The sequence below is a fragment of the Flavobacterium sp. UBA6135 genome, assembly GCF_002428305.1.
GTDB lineage: Bacteria > Bacteroidota > Bacteroidia > Flavobacteriales > Flavobacteriaceae > Flavobacterium.
On record NZ_DIVJ01000049.1, the window covers coordinates 12,175 to 27,218 of the forward strand.

Consider the following 15,044-nt stretch of genomic DNA (forward strand, 5'->3'; position numbering starts at 1 on the left):
AAACATTGGGAAACAATATCGTGTTTTCTAATCTTTAATCAAACCACAACGAAACAAAGCTACTCATGTGAAGTTGTAAAATATCGTGTTTTCTAATCTTTAATCAAACCACAACTGTCTGTTGAGAAAGACTCCACTCTCTTGAATATCGTGTTTTCTAATCTTTAATCAAACCACAACAGAATTATGGATGTTTGTTCCTTGCGATGAAATATCGTGTTTTCTAATCTTTAATCAAACCACAACTTCTTGATATTTTTTAATATCTACTTTTTTAATATCGTGTTTTCTAATCTTTAATCAAACCACAACAAAAGCATCTCTCTATCGGTTAGTTTTTCAATATCGTGTTTTCTAATCTTTAATCAAACCACAACACATCAACTGTTACTTCTTGTCCTACTTTGAATATCGTGTTTTCTAATCTTTAATCAAACCACAACGGTGTGAGCTATCGCCGAAACTCCGTTGTGGTTTGGTTGCTTAAGATTATAAAAATCTTATGTCAAAGAACTTTAATTAAGTTAAACTTTTTGAATTTTTCCTGAAACTGAAATTTTTACTTTAATTGGATTTAACTCAATCCATTTTTTAAAACTTTGAATCGAAATTTCTTGGCTTTTATTATCTAATGATGATGCTATACCTAATCTAAAATTAAACTCAAATGATTTTTCTTTTTTTGAAGTTTTTTGTACTCTGTATAAATGATGATTTATCAAATTAAAATCAATTAATTCCCAGTTTATTTCATCCTCATTCAATCCTATTATGAACATATCATTTGTATGTAATGAAGTAATTATTTCTTTTCCATTAATTGGCAATTGATAAATTGATTGTCCTGTACGTTTTCGTTCTACAACTGTCCAAAAAGTAACCACATCTTCTTTTAAGTTTCCATGTTCATCTTTATATATTAATACATGATGATTATTTCTAGGATTTACCCATTGATTTACATTAGCTTTTAATTGTTCTGCTCTTCCAACACTTTCTTTTACTCTTACTTTTAAAACGGGAATAGGTTGACCATTTTTATTTGGTAAAAATAGTTGTGGTTGCTTAATTCCTTTTTCATCAACAATGAAAAAAGTATTGGCTGGAACTTTATCTTTTACAAAACCACCCAATTCATTAACTCGTTTTAAAATTAACTGTTTAATAGTTTCATCAACAACTTTTTCAATTTGTTTAGCTGTTTCTAAACTATCTATAGATTTTCTAACATGATATGCCTCTTCTCCATTAAACGTCCGTTTTCCAAATACGGTTTCTTTATGCAATTGTCCCCTAGCGGCGACTCCAACATTTTTATATTTGATGCCATTTTTCTCTGTAATGTGGGTTCTAACAGTAATGTCATTAGAAACTTTCTTGTGAGAAATTAAAATTTTCTCTACAGCTTTTTCAGCATCAAATCGGAAGGTCTCCCATGGTAATGGAAAATTTTTCAATTCAGAATTTCTATTATATCGATTCCATTTTGCTAATTCTTGAACATAGGATACTTTTGTACAAGCCATAACTAAAGCGTCAACTGCGTGGTGTCTATGATCATCTCTGGTTTTCTCATTTTCATCGCTCAATATATTATTCATTCCCCATTTTTGTCTCAAATTAGAAGTAGCTTGCCCAGGAGAAACAATGACGTTTTTACAAATTCTTGATAAATAATTTTTTGCTTCTTTACTAATATATCTAGTATCGTTTAATTGTCGAGACGAAAAATCATCATCAAATTTAACCTGAACAAAACGTTTGAATTTTTGATAAGCATTCGGATATTCTTTTGTGTCAGAAAACAACTTTAAAGCTCTTTCTTTAATTGCTGACCAATTAGTTTCATCACTTCCATAAAATTCAAATGGCGTTAGATTCCCTTTTTTTCTATTTTCGTCAGCATAACATAGTGTTTTATTACTGAAACTGTCATTTAGTGAACGACTCCAAGGATGAATGTGTTCTATTTGAACTTCCCCAGAAAACAATTGAGTAACAGAAATTGGTTTACCGGTATAAGGACATGTTTTTTTACATTCTTCCCATAACTTATAAAGCAAAATATTGTCATGAGTAATGCGAATGTTATTTTCAACTAACCGATCTTTTACTCTGTCATTTTCTCTTTCTAATCTTTTTTGTTCTCTTCGAATTTTATTACGTTGTGATTTAGATATTTTTAAATCTCTTGCCATTTCAACTTTTATTTCATCAAGTTTTCCATGTTCATCAATTAATTCGTTAACCAACTTTCGTAATTCAAACAGAGCAGTAATAACAATTGGATTTCTAATAGCTTGGATTTCTTTATCAGCTTCTTTACCTACAGGTAGTTTATCTAGCAACTCAACCGCATCAATAGTCGCAGAGTGATGATAAAGTTTTCGCAGTTGGTTATCTGAAATAGAATAGTCGTTTCTTAAAATACCTTTAATAACATCAATAAAACCTCCTTTAATTTTTGAACGAACAATTCCCTCAACATTATCAATCAAATAATTTCTCTTTTCCTCAGATAATTTTTCCCATTCTGAACCAAAAACATTTTTAATTCCACCCAAAACTACAGAAACATCATAAGTAAAACCTAGTTTTAAAAAAGGTAGAATATTTGAAATTGCTTTTCTGCTCAAACTGGAATAACCATCTTTCACATTAAACTTTGAAACATCACTTGCCTGTGCTTCGTTAAAATTCCAATGCTTAATTGCATAATCTTTCAAATTAGATTTACTATCAAAAAAATATAAAACATGCCAAATATCTTCTTGTTCTTTTTCCGAAAAATCAAACCATGCTTTACCAAAAAACTTCTTATTAGATAAATTAGATATTGTATGTGTGCCAACTATCTTATCATCATCTTTATAATTAAATTTAAATTCAGCACTTTCCTTTCCAATAACTTTTCTGATTCTTTTAAAATCTGGCTTTTCGTTAGCACACATAAATTCAACAATCTTTTCCTTTTCTTCTTGAGTAATTTTTTTTCCGTTATACTCAAGGGTGTTTACCCATTGCCAAATTCTAAACATTTCAAAAGGAATGGCACTAATTGGACATTTAGTTTTGGTTGGTTCAAAAGAACAATTACCTACTAAATGTTTTTGAGAACGCAAAGGTCGTTGATGAAACAAAATACCATCTTCCTTATAACCATCTAACTTTCTCCCTCCTAATAGTGTTTTTAAATCATCATTAAGAGAACTATGAAATTGCGATTGTTTATTCCAAATCAATTCAAATTCATCAACATACATTTTTCGGATTGTATATCTATTTCGGATACGTTCCAAACCACCTTCAAAAGGCTGGTTCTCTTTAGGATAAATTTCAAACAAATAAGAACCCAAAGATTTGTCTTGTATACTTTCTTGTGTTTCTGTAATCCCTATTTTACCCTCTTTTGGGTTTCCTTTAAAAATAGCTCCATCATCGCTTCCTCCTTTTCTGCTATTACTCAAAAAACCCCTTCGTTGAATTAAGTGATACAATATTCTACCTATTTCTTCTAATGTCAATTTTTCACTTAATGCTTTGTGTCGTAATTCATAAGGATTAAGAGAAAACCAATTTGACAACTTTTCAGATGGAAATTGTTTAGATTTTTTCCAATCTTCAAAATCAATAGTAACCATTGGACACATATTGTGTTCTGAAAGAGCTTTTAGTAATACTTTCTTTCTCAATCTTCTTCTAAAAAATTGCCTCCTAACTCCCCTTGCACCTGTCCTACTGGCATTTTTAGAAACTTCTCCATCTCCATCTCCTAAATTTTCAACACCCATGGGAAATATTCTACTTCCGACGCCTAAAATTCTATTTTGATTATCATCAATCAATGCCCACCCAATACTATTTGTCCCCAAATCTAATCCTAAAATTTTACTCATAACTGTGTCGTTTTTATTCAATCCCTAAAAATAAGAAAAAAAATTAGTAGTAATTTACGGAAATCCGTAATCCAATTAAAAAAGTTTTTTTATATATTTGCATCAGATAATTTTATTCTAATCTTTAATCTTATCACAATAAGGCTATATGCCGTAGATGAAAATCTTTAGTCCTGCTTCGGTGGGACTTTTTTTTTGTGCCTACGGACAGGTCACGTAAGGACAGGTCGCGACCTGTCCCTACAAAAAAAACTCCCCATAAATGAGGAGTTTTAAAAAAACGCAAACAAAAGATTAAACCACTTCAAGCAACGTCAACGAGTTAAACGTTTCGTCATTTAAAGCATAAAACACACCATTTATTTCCTGCGAAAACTCAACCAACAAGAAATAAAAGTCATAGCCACTTCCTGTCGGAACACCAGTCGGTGTTATAACAGGGCTACTGGTGGTCATATCAATCGGAAGCGTCACTTCAGGGCTATATGTGATTGTATAATCCCCGTTCAACAAATCCAAATTCATAAATCCCACCTTAAACGTAACCCTAGAAGCATAGTTTGGAAAAGTCAACATATCCATCGGAACCAAATCAGTAATAGTAACAGTTCCCGTCACAGTATCCAATTCATAAGGTGCCTGCATAATAGCTTTCAATGGAGTAAAACTATTAAAATCAAAATTCTTCAAGAAAGCTTTGCCTTCTATTGTTGACAAACCATCGTTAACATTTCGCTGACCTCTGGCAGAAACAGTGTCCGAATTTTTAACCTTAGCCAACACATGCATCAAGCGTCGTGTTAGCGAACCGTCTTTTGCCTTTTTTATCAAAACAGAATTAGCATTGCGTAGCATTTTTCCCGATGCAGCAACATTTGCAAACTCTGAACCATTCTCCCGGGTTCTTGCAAATGAGGGGTCATTCAAAACTCGCTGTCTCGAAACGCCTCCTTTGTTTCTGATAAAATAAGATTCTCCTCTTTTGTAAAAAGTAACGTCATCTAACGTTCCTTCAACCTTAAATAAGCCTTTTTGCTTAGCCATAATTAAAAAAATTTATTGATTAATAATGGAACAAAGCTATGATAGTCAATACAATACAAAAAATACACCTTGCCATTAAATACCATATTTGCCGATTTTGCCAAAAAAATTTGTTTTTTCCAATATTATTTTTAATTTAGCACTCCCTTTCTTACACAAAGGGTGTGCTTTCCAAAAACAATCCCCCTTTTTTTCTATTCTCTTTTATCTTAAAACAGCCAATTTTAAGGTAGTTATTTTGGCTATATAAACCAAAAAAAGCTTCAATTTGATTGTTTGATCACCTTTGCAATTAGCGGTTATTGAGTAGCACTAATGTATCAGCCAAGTACTAGCAAAGTATCAACAAAGTATCAGCCAAGTATAGATAAAGTATGAGAATAGTATTGAAGGAATAAAAACAAATAACTGATGAAATAAATAAAAAATGACAAAAAAGTTACAATCCCCAAATAATTAACTTTAAATATCCTGAACCAATGGAAAGAACAACCATTTTTCCAAAAGACATAAGTATAATTCTTGGTCGAAGCGAACGCTATGGAAGAGACTTAATCCAAAAAATCAAAAAATTTTCAAACAAATCAGAACATCAATACGTCACTATTGTAGAATTTTGTGTCTATTGTGGTTTAGATAGTGAAGAAATTAAAAGAATGATAAACAAAAGAAGATAAACAGTAGTTAACTACAAGCTGAAAAAATTGGTGAATTATACCCTATTCCAAACAAAGTACATTAATTAATATCAAACCAAACCTCAAAAATAAAAGAACCCTAATAATCTCAGTCAATATAAAAAATTGTACTAAGAAATACTAGGGTTTCATTTTATAAACTACCAAACAAATTGGCAACTTAAAACAAGCTAAACACCTACTTCAAATTCGCCAAACTTTGTTCAATCATCGCTATTTTAGCCAAAGCATCCGCTTCTTTTTGACGTTCATTGGCCACCACTTTCTCGGGAGCCGAACTCATGAATTTCTCATTTAACAACTTTCCTTGAACCGACTTCAAAAAGCCTTGCGTGTACTTCAATTCGTCACTCAATTTAGCAATTTCCTCTTCCACATTAAAAGCTCCCGTAATCGGAATAAAATATTCATTCGATTTTACGCGGAATGTCAACGCTCCTTCCACCGTTTCGTTAACATAAGTAATCGAAGTGCTGTTCACCAACTTTGCCACAATACTATCCAAAGCAGCCGTTGCTTTTTCATTATTGATCACCTTCAATTCAATCGCATCCTTAAAAGGAATGTTTTTATCTTTTCGAATAGTTCGTATTCCGGCAATAACCTCCATGGCAAAATCAAAATCCGTAATCAACGTATCGTTAAACGGCTTTTGTGCAGGCCACTGCGAAACAATAAGAGCTTCTTCTTTTGTTCTAGGTGTGATATATTGCCAAATCTCTTCCGTTAAAAACGGCATAAACGGATGTAATAATTTCATGTTGTTTTCCAACATTTCAATGGCCTTATCAAACGTAGCTTTGTCAATCGGCTGTTGGTAACCAGGCTTAATGATTTCCAATAACCACGAACAAAAATCGTCCCAAACCAATTTGTAAATTGCCATTAAAGCATCCGACAATCGGTATTTTTCAAAATTGTCTTCAATCTCCAACAACACTTTTTGAAACTTTGCCTCATACCATGCAATCGCCACTTTGGAGCTATCAGGCTGTGGTAAATCAGCTACTTCCCATCCTTTAATCAAACGAAAGGCATTCCATATTTTATTAGCAAACGCTTTTCCGTTGCTACACAATTCTTCATCAAACATAATGTCGTTTCCGGCAGAAGCACTCAAAAGCAAACCTACACGAACTCCATCGGCACCAAACTTCTCAATTAAATCCAAAGGATCCGGGGAGTTACCCAATTGTTTCGACATTTTTCTGCGTTGCTTATCGCGAACCAATCCGGTCAAATAAACATTCGTAAACGGTTTTTCGCCCGTATATTCATAACCGGCAATAATCATTCGAGCCACCCAGAAAAATAAAATATCCGGTCCGGTAACCAAATCATTGGTAGGATAATAATACTTAAAATCTTTGTTCTCAGGCTCTAAAATACCTCCAAAAACAGCCATTGGCCATAACCACGACGAAAACCAAGTATCCAATGCATCAGCATCTTGTTTTAAATCGGTCAAAGTCAAATCAGGTTTGTTCGCTTTCACTTTTGCTAAGGCTAATGCTTCTTCTTTGGTAGTTGCAACCACAAAATCTTCTTTTCCATCGCCATAATAATAAGCCGGAATTTGTTGTCCCCACCACAACTGACGGGAAATATTCCAATCGCGTATGTTCTCCAACCAATGACGATAGGTATTATTAAATCGGTTCGGATACAATTTCACATCTTCGGTTTCCAACACGGCTTTTATAGCAGGTTTCACCAAATCTTCCATTTTTAAGAACCACTGGTCAGACAATCTAGGCTCAATAACCGCTTTTGTGCGTTCTGAAGTTCCTACTTTATTGATGTGGTTTTCAATTTTTACAAGGTGTTGCAATTGCTCCAGTTCGACTACAATTTCCTCACGAACCACAAAACGGTCTTTGCCTTCATAATGCAAACCAAAACTGTTCAAAGTGGCATTCTCATTAAAAATATCGATGATTTCCAATTGGTGTTTGTTACCCAATTCCTTATCATTCACATCATGAGCCGGAGTTACTTTCAAACAACCGGTTCCAAATTCCATATCCACATACTCATCAAAAATGATAGGGATCACACGATTACATATCGGAACTAGGGCTTTCTTACCTTTCAAATGCGTAAATCGTTCGTCATTCGGGTTGATACAAATTGCCGTATCGCCCAAAATAGTTTCGGGCCGTGTTGTAGCAATCACCACCGATTCGGTACTGTTTTCTATCCCATAGCGGATATAATACAATTTCCCTTGACGCTCTTCAAAAATTACTTCTTCGTCAGACAAGGTCGTCTTTGCTTCCGGATCCCAATTCACCATGCGATACCCGCGATAAATCAAACCTTTGTTATACAAGTCAACAAACGAATGAATTACAGAAGCCGACATATCATCGTCCATCGTAAATTTGGTGCGTTCCCAGTCACAGGAAGCCCCTAACTTTTTAAGTTGTTCCAAGATGATGCCGCCATGTTTATCCGTCCATTCCCAAGCGTGTTTCAAAAAATCCTCTCGGGTCAAATCTTCTTTATTGATGCCTTCTGCTTTTAATTTGGCTACCACTTTTGCTTCTGTAGCAATAGAAGCATGGTCAGTTCCCGGTACCCAACAGGCATTTAAGCCTTTCAAACGGGCTTTTCGAATCAACACATCCTGTATCGTATTGTTCAACATATGGCCCATGTGAAGCATCCCTGTTACGTTTGGCGGTGGGATTACAATAGTGTACGGTTCACGATGATCAGGCTCCGAATGAAAATAATTATTTTGCATCCAGTAAGCATACCATTTTTCTTCGGCTTCTTTGGCTTTAAATTGAGCAGGAATAGACATAATCAAATTTTATATTATAGTTTCTTTACTAAAGAAACATTGATTTTACTTGGTTTAAAAAAAAACAAAAAACATCAAAACTAAGTTTGGATTGGTTTTTGCATAAGTTGCAAAAGTAAGGATTTCGGTAGAGTTTCAAAAAAGAAATGCTATTTGAATTTTTAATAAAAAAATAAAGTAATTTTACACTACCCAAAAATCGAAATTATGAAAAAAGTACTACTATTATGTCTGGTTTTTATAAGTTTAACAGCAATAAGCCAAACCGGACCCAAAATTGAGTTTAAAGCGGAAAACAATACCATTGACTATGGCAAAGTTTACAAAGGAGTGGATTCCGGAATTCGTGTTTTTGAATTCACCAACACTGGCGATGCTCCGTTGATAATCAATAACGTGCAATCTACTTGTGGTTGTACCGTTCCGTCAAGACCAAAAGAACCTATTTTACCCGGAAAAACAGGCCAAATTGAAGTAAAATACAACATGGCTGTAGGTCCTATCCGTAAAAGCATTACGGTGGAAAGCAATGCAGTAAACTACGATGGTGGAAAGATTCATTTGAAAATCAAAGGCGATGTTCTGGAGAAGAAACAAGTTAATGTCTTAGAGCAGAAAAAAACGGGACCGATGCAGTAGAATTTAGATTTTAAAAATTCAAAATAAAATTAATCCACAGCAGCACCTCAAATGCTAATGTGGATTTTTTTATAAAATTTTCTTCATTACAAATTCTGTTTTTATAATCTGCCCTTTACGTTCCACTTCAAATTTCAGTAACTTCCCTTCCCTTGATTTCAATAAAGCATTGATATTCTGCAAAGAAAACATATAAGCAGGCTTTTTATTAATCGACACCAATATATCATCTTTTTGCAAACCCGCTAAAGCAGCAGGAGAATTTACACGCACATTCGCAATTCTATAAACCGATATAAGCTTAAATTCCAAAGCCATAGAAGCTGCTCTTGGAGTAGATGTATCACTCGAATGAAAGGATATTTTTGAAGAGTTATTTTCAACTGGCTTTTGAATCCATTGCTTTCCTACATGATGAATCTCAAGACCACTCATATTAAAACTAAATACATCTCCATAATTGCTATTCTTTTTTAAGTACAGCATAGAAGAGCCATAATCAAAAACCAAATTAAACCTCCTCCATATTTCAGCCCCAATCGACCCAACCCTTTCAGGAACTAACTTTACATTCTTAATTGAAATAGAATCAGGAAAAGCAACAATTGGATTTTCTAAAACAAAATCAGCAAGAGCCAATTTCGATATTCTTGTCCTTTTACCAAAGATATCACCACTAAAACCCCTACCCAAAAAATCTTCAAAATTGGGTTCTTGTAAACGAATCGCATAATTCTCAAACAACCACAATGCATCACTATTACCAACATCCACCAACAATTTTGCTGAGAGGGTTGAATCAGACAAAACTAGAGATGCTTGCAAATAAGGCTTTCGTTCTTCGATCGAAATGGGAAAAGCTTTGTAGTTCTTATCAATAATCTTTTTAAATTTCTCATTATTTTTATGAACATAAAGCACATTTCTATCATAATCAATTTCTATTAAAAAATCTTTAAAAAAATGATATCCTAAAACACCATTAACCGGAATTCCAACCATAGAAGAAAAGTTAACATCTTCTTCGAGTACAATCAAAACTTCATGATTTGTATCAATAAATTTATCAGAAATTTTTAATGTATTTCCTTTAGAACGTAATGCAGTAATAGCATTCTCCTTTCCTAAACCTTTTAACATTGTTTTTTCAACATTAAAAAATTTAACCTGATCTGTTTCTTCTAAACTAAACAAAATGGTTTGTGTCACACCTGTATCCAACAAAAAAGTCAAAGGTTTATCATTTACTACTACTTCAATAAATAATAGATTATTGACTTGCTTAAAAGGAATCTTTAATTTATTAGTATTAGATTTTAAACGGAATTCATTTTGCCCGACAATTAAAAATGACGATAAAATCGAGATAAACAAAAATATTTTTTTTAGCATAACTTATAATTTATTAAATATAACCCGTTGGGTGTAATTAATACAAATATGATTTTTTTTTAAACAGGGTCAAGATAACCACTTGGACATCTATAAATACATAGAAATAAACCAATTCTTAGCCATTCATAGCTATGATCTACACAATAGGCGAGAATCTAACTAAACTATATCTATGTGGTTTAAAAAACTAGAAAATTGAATTACATGCAACGGGTTAAATATACTAAATATTCAAAATATAAAAGAATGCATTGGGTGTTTATCAAAAAAATTGCAACTTTGCATACTTAAAATAAAAATCATGCCATCAATATCATCAAAAGGAAAAGCAATGCCGGAATCACCAATCCGAAAATTGGTTCCTTATTCTGAAATAGCAAAAAAGAAAGGTGTAAAAGTCTACCATTTAAACATTGGTCAACCCGACATTAAAACACCGGAAGTAGCCATGAATGCTATCAAAAATCTGGATTTTAAAGTATTGGAGTACAGCCATTCTGCAGGATTTGAAAGCTACAGAAAAAAGTTATCGGCTTATTATACCAACCACAGTTTGCCTATTGCAACCGAAGACATCATCATCACTACCGGTGGTTCTGAAGCCTTGTTGTTTGCTATGGGAAGCACGATGGATGCCGGTGATGAAATTATTATCCCCGAACCTTTTTATGCCAACTACAATGGTTTTTCAACTGCTTCGGGTGTAAAAGTGGTGCCGGTAATTTCAACCATTGAAGAAGGTTTTGCCTTACCTCCTATTGCTGACTTCGAAAAATTAATTACACCAAAAACTAAAGCAATCCTAATTTGTAATCCGGGTAATCCAACGGGTTATTTATATACCAAAGAAGAAATCATGCAATTGGCCGAATTGGTTAAAAAACACGATTTGTTTTTAATTGCTGACGAAGTATACAGAGAGTTTACCTATGATGGTGATGAACATTATTCAGTTATGAACATTCCCGGTTTAGAGCAACATGCCGTTATGATTGATTCCGTTTCAAAACGATACAGCATGTGTGGAGCACGTATTGGTTGCATTGTTTCCAAAAACAAAGAGCTGATGAGCACAGCCATGAAGTTTGCTCAAGCCCGATTGAGCCCGCCAACCTTTGCTCAAATTGCTAGCGAAGCCGCATTAGATACCCCACAAAGTTATTTTGACGAAGTAATTTCAGAATACAAAGAGCGTAGAGACACCCTAATCACAGAATTAAACCAAATTGATGGCGTGATGGTAGCCAAGCCAAAAGGAGCCTTTTATTGCATCGCTAAATTACCCGTAAAAAACGCCGATGATTTTGCACAATGGTTATTAGAAAGCTATGATTTTAATGGCGAAACAGTAATGGTTGCCCCTGCCGCCGGATTCTATTCCACACCCGATGTAGGTTTGGATGAAGTGAGAATTGCTTACGTACTAAAGAAAGAAGATTTAATTAAATCGGTACGCATTTTAAAAGAAGCATTGAAAGTTTATCCGAATTAAATAAAGAACTTTTATAAATAAAAACTACTGAGAAATGAACATGCCCCAAAAAGTTAGACACTTTTTGGGGCATGTTCATTAAGCGTGGATTTTCTATTCTTACTTTTCAAAATCTTTCAACGTTTGAATGATGATGGAGACACAATCTAATAATTGTTCTTCGGTCATGACTAAAGGCGGTGCAAAACGAATTATATTGCCATGTGTTGGTTTGGCCAACAAGCCATTTTCTGCTAATTTCATACAAATATCCCAAGCGGTTGAACTGTCTTCAGAATCATTGATAACAATCGCATTTAATAAACCTTTTCCTCTTACCAAAGAAACAATTGAACTTGATTGTATGTAGTCATTTAATTTCGCTCTAAAAAGTTTACCCAACCTTCTGGCATTTTGAGCTAATTTTTCATCAGCAACCACTTCTAAAGCTGCCGTTGCAACAGCCGCCGCAAGTGGATTTCCACCAAAAGTGGACCCATGTTGTCCTGGTTTTATGACATTCATAATTGCATCATTGGCTAAAACAGCCGAAACGGGATATACACCACCAGAAACTGCTTTTCCTAAAATTAGAATATCTGGAGTAGCATATGTGTCTTGTCTTTCACATTGAGCTTCGCAACTACAATCACCACAAACCGCCAATAAGGAACCTGTTCTCGCTATTCCGGTTTGAATTTCATCGGCGATAAACAATACATTGTGTTGGTTACACAACTCTTTTATTTGCATCAAATAATCGTTTGAAGGAACATAAACACCGGCTTCACCTTGAATTGGTTCTACCAATATTCCGGCGATATTTTTAGAAGATTCTAAAAGAGTTTTAAAAGCTGCTACGTCATCGTAAGCGATTTTAACAAATCCTGCTGTGTAAGGTCCAAAATTCTTTCGGGCATTTTCATCATTTGAAAATGAAATAATTGTGGTTGTTCTACCGTGAAAATTATTTTCACAAACCACAATAATGGCTTCATGTTCCGGAATTCCTTTCTTTTCATAAGCCCATTTTCTACAGATTTTGATGGCTGTTTCTACAGCTTCAGCTCCTGTGTTCATGGGTAACACTTTATCGAATCCGAATAATTCGGTTATAAATTGCTCATATTTTCCTAACTTATCATTATAAAATGCTCTCGAAGTAAGTGTTAAGGTTTGGGCTTGATTTACCAATGCATTTATAATTTTTGGATGACAATGCCCCTGATTTACGGCAGAATATGCCGACAGAAAGTCATAATACTTTTTCCCTTCAACATCCCAAACAAAAACACCTTCGCCTCTATTTAAAACAACGGGTAACGGATGATAATTGTGAGCACCATATTGGTTTTCAAGTGAAATTAACTCGTTTGAACTGATTTTTTCTACTACTGACATACTATAGAATTTTGAATACAAATTTTATCAATTCCTTCTTTTTGGAGAGAAATCATCCTTTTATTGTGCAAAAATAACGAAATATCTTTGAAAACGTTTGCGTATGAAGTTAAAATAAAAATGACAAACATCAGTTCAAAACGCAATAAAACAACTTAAATTTGATAAAAATTTGAAGGTATGTCCGATTCCAGAAATTACTCCATCAAACAACTCTCTAAAATTCAATTAAAAGTTGCCCGTCAAAGCAGAACCATACTTTTCCTTCTTTCTGCATTGGTTGCCATTATTTTAACATTCACATTACGCGATGGTGATTTTACTAAAACGCAAGACTATGTTTTGTTTTTATTGTTTTTTGCTATCGGATTATGGATTACTGAAGCCATTCCTCCGTTTGCAGTTGGAATCTTGATTGTTGGTTTTCTTGTTTTTACCATGGGGCAAGAAAGCACCATGGATGCTAAACGCTATGTTCAAACATGGTCAGACGGTGTGATTTGGCTTTTTCTCGGCGGATTTTTTCTGGCTGAGGGAATGAAGAAGACAAAATTAGACACCTTACTTTTAAAAATAGCCGCTCCAAAATTTGGTTCTAAAGCAAAATTTATTGTTTTAGGTTTAATGCTAACAACGGCTACCATTTCAATGTTGATGAGTAACACTGCCACAACAGCCATGATGATTGCAACTGTGACTCCCCTATTTTTAGAGTTTGGGAAAACTTCAAAAATAACTAAGGTTTTGCTTCTCGGAATTCCATCTGCAGCAGCAATTGGAGGTATGGGAACCATTATCGGATCCGCTCCAAACGCAATAGCAGTGGGTGCTTTAGAAGGGATTGGAATCAAAATAACTTTTATTGAATGGATGATCGTTGGAATTCCTGTTGCGTTTCTCTTGGTTTTTATGTTTTGGAGAGTTTTAATTTCAAAATATGAAATTGGAAATGAAACGTTATCTCTGGATTTTTTGCAAATAAATACAGAAGAACCAAATAAAGAATTTGAAGAAGAAGATAAAATCAGAAAGCGAATTGTTTTAGTAGTTTTAGCAACAACATTAGTATTATGGTTGACATCACAATGGACAAAAATTCCGGTTGCGGCAGTTTCAGGTATTCCTATTGTAGCCTTAACTATGTTAGGAATTATCGATGCTGATGATGTGCGATCATTACCTTGGGACACTTTAATGCTGGTTGCAGGAGGTTTGGCTCTTGGTTTAGCCATTCAAGAACAAGGTTTGGCCGACTTTTTCATTTCAAAAATTAGTTCCGTTGAATTGAATTTTTATATCTTATTATTGCTCTTTGCTTTGACAACGGTTATCTTGTCAAATTTTATGAGTAATACGGCTGCAACTACAATTTTGATCCCGGTTGCCATCTCTTTGATGAGTATTACAGAAGGGTTTAATCCTATTGTACTTCCTTTTGTTATTGGTTTGAGTGCGTCTTGTGCATTGCTTTTACCGGTTTCTACTCCACCAAACGCTATTGCTTACAGCACCGGAATGATTGAACAAAAAGAATTCAGAATTGGCGGTATTCTCATAGGCATCGCCGGCCCGATAGTAATTATTCTATGGACACTTTTAACCACAACATTCTTTTAATACTACAAATTTATCTGAGAATGCTTTTTATTGTTTTTAAGATAAAATTAATGGTATAAAACTATAATAATCTT

Annotated in this window: 9 protein-coding genes and 1 CRISPR repeat array (1 of these 10 running past the window's edge); of the genes, 4 read left to right on the plus strand and 5 right to left on the minus strand. The window is 34.0% G+C overall.

Annotation, left to right across the window (positions count from 1 at the left end; genetic code table 11):
- A CRISPR array of direct repeats spans positions 1–443; the repeat unit is 36 nt; unit sequence AATATCGTGTTTTCTAATCTTTAATCAAACCACAAC (it extends 5,387 nt beyond the left edge of the window).
- A gap of 81 nt (positions 444–524) precedes the next feature.
- Entirely contained in the window at positions 525–3,896 is a 3,372-nt protein-coding gene (gene cas9, locus B3L86_RS12380; protein WP_291119677.1) for a type II CRISPR RNA-guided endonuclease Cas9, read from the minus strand.
- 294 nt (positions 3,897–4,190) lie between these two features.
- A complete protein-coding gene (locus tag B3L86_RS12385) occupies positions 4,191–4,940 on the minus strand; it encodes a hypothetical protein (protein ID WP_291119680.1) in 750 nt (249 codons plus the stop codon).
- A gap of 479 nt (positions 4,941–5,419) precedes the next feature.
- Here B3L86_RS12385 and B3L86_RS12390 point away from each other — a divergent pair, with 479 nt between their 5' ends.
- Positions 5,420–5,617 carry a hypothetical protein gene (locus B3L86_RS12390; RefSeq protein ID WP_188362117.1) on the plus strand — a complete coding sequence of 66 codons (198 nt, stop codon included), beginning with the start codon at positions 5,420–5,422 and terminating at the stop codon, positions 5,615–5,617.
- Positions 5,618–5,816: 199 nt separating this feature from the next.
- Here the strand turns inward: B3L86_RS12390 and B3L86_RS12395 are convergent, their stop codons facing one another.
- Positions 5,817–8,447 carry a valine--tRNA ligase gene (locus B3L86_RS12395; RefSeq protein WP_291119685.1) on the minus strand — a complete coding sequence of 877 codons (2,631 nt, stop codon included), beginning with the start codon at positions 8,445–8,447 and terminating at the stop codon, positions 5,817–5,819.
- A 207-nt stretch (positions 8,448–8,654) separates the two neighbouring features.
- On the opposite strand from B3L86_RS12395, the gene B3L86_RS12400 reads away from it, so the two are divergent.
- Positions 8,655–9,086, plus strand: a complete 432-nt coding sequence (locus tag B3L86_RS12400) for a DUF1573 domain-containing protein (RefSeq protein ID WP_291119688.1) — start codon at positions 8,655–8,657, stop codon at positions 9,084–9,086.
- A 69-nt stretch (positions 9,087–9,155) separates the two neighbouring features.
- Here B3L86_RS12400 and B3L86_RS12405 read toward each other — a convergent pair whose 3' ends face one another.
- On the minus strand, positions 9,156–10,478 hold the full coding sequence (locus tag B3L86_RS12405) for a retropepsin-like aspartic protease (RefSeq protein ID WP_291119691.1): 1,323 nt from the start codon (positions 10,476–10,478) through the stop codon (positions 9,156–9,158).
- Positions 10,479–10,782: 304 nt separating this feature from the next.
- Here B3L86_RS12405 and B3L86_RS12410 point away from each other — a divergent pair, with 304 nt between their 5' ends.
- Positions 10,783–11,973: a pyridoxal phosphate-dependent aminotransferase gene (locus tag B3L86_RS12410; RefSeq protein ID WP_291119694.1), complete on the plus strand. Its 1,191-nt coding sequence runs from the start codon at positions 10,783–10,785 to the stop codon at positions 11,971–11,973.
- A 99-nt stretch (positions 11,974–12,072) separates the two neighbouring features.
- Here B3L86_RS12410 and rocD read toward each other — a convergent pair whose 3' ends face one another.
- Entirely contained in the window at positions 12,073–13,353 is a 1,281-nt protein-coding gene (gene rocD / locus B3L86_RS12415; RefSeq protein ID WP_291119697.1) for an ornithine--oxo-acid transaminase, read from the minus strand.
- Positions 13,354–13,533: 180 nt separating this feature from the next.
- On the opposite strand from rocD, the gene B3L86_RS12420 reads away from it, so the two are divergent.
- The gene (locus B3L86_RS12420; protein WP_291119700.1) at positions 13,534–14,970 is read left to right on the plus strand and encodes an SLC13 family permease; all 1,437 of its coding nucleotides are present in this window, start codon (positions 13,534–13,536) and stop codon (positions 14,968–14,970) included.
- Positions 14,971–15,044 lie beyond the last annotated feature (74 nt).

What these genes read in the sequence shown, in the direction of transcription:
- cas9 (WP_291119677.1), bottom strand. Translation starts at nt 3,896, where the DNA reads ATGAGTAAAATTTTAGGATTAGATTTGGGGACAAATAGTATTGGGTGG.
- B3L86_RS12385 (WP_291119680.1), bottom strand. Translation starts at nt 4,940, where the DNA reads ATGGCTAAGCAAAAAGGCTTATTTAAGGTTGAAGGAACGTTAGATGAC.
- B3L86_RS12390 (WP_188362117.1), top strand. Translation starts at nt 5,420, where the DNA reads ATGGAAAGAACAACCATTTTTCCAAAAGACATAAGTATAATTCTTGGT.
- B3L86_RS12395 (WP_291119685.1), bottom strand. Translation starts at nt 8,447, where the DNA reads ATGTCTATTCCTGCTCAATTTAAAGCCAAAGAAGCCGAAGAAAAATGG.
- B3L86_RS12400 (WP_291119688.1), top strand. Translation starts at nt 8,655, where the DNA reads ATGAAAAAAGTACTACTATTATGTCTGGTTTTTATAAGTTTAACAGCA.
- B3L86_RS12405 (WP_291119691.1), bottom strand. Translation starts at nt 10,478, where the DNA reads ATGCTAAAAAAAATATTTTTGTTTATCTCGATTTTATCGTCATTTTTA.
- B3L86_RS12410 (WP_291119694.1), top strand. Translation starts at nt 10,783, where the DNA reads ATGCCATCAATATCATCAAAAGGAAAAGCAATGCCGGAATCACCAATC.
- rocD (WP_291119697.1), bottom strand. Translation starts at nt 13,353, where the DNA reads ATGTCAGTAGTAGAAAAAATCAGTTCAAACGAGTTAATTTCACTTGAA.
- B3L86_RS12420 (WP_291119700.1), top strand. Translation starts at nt 13,534, where the DNA reads ATGTCCGATTCCAGAAATTACTCCATCAAACAACTCTCTAAAATTCAA.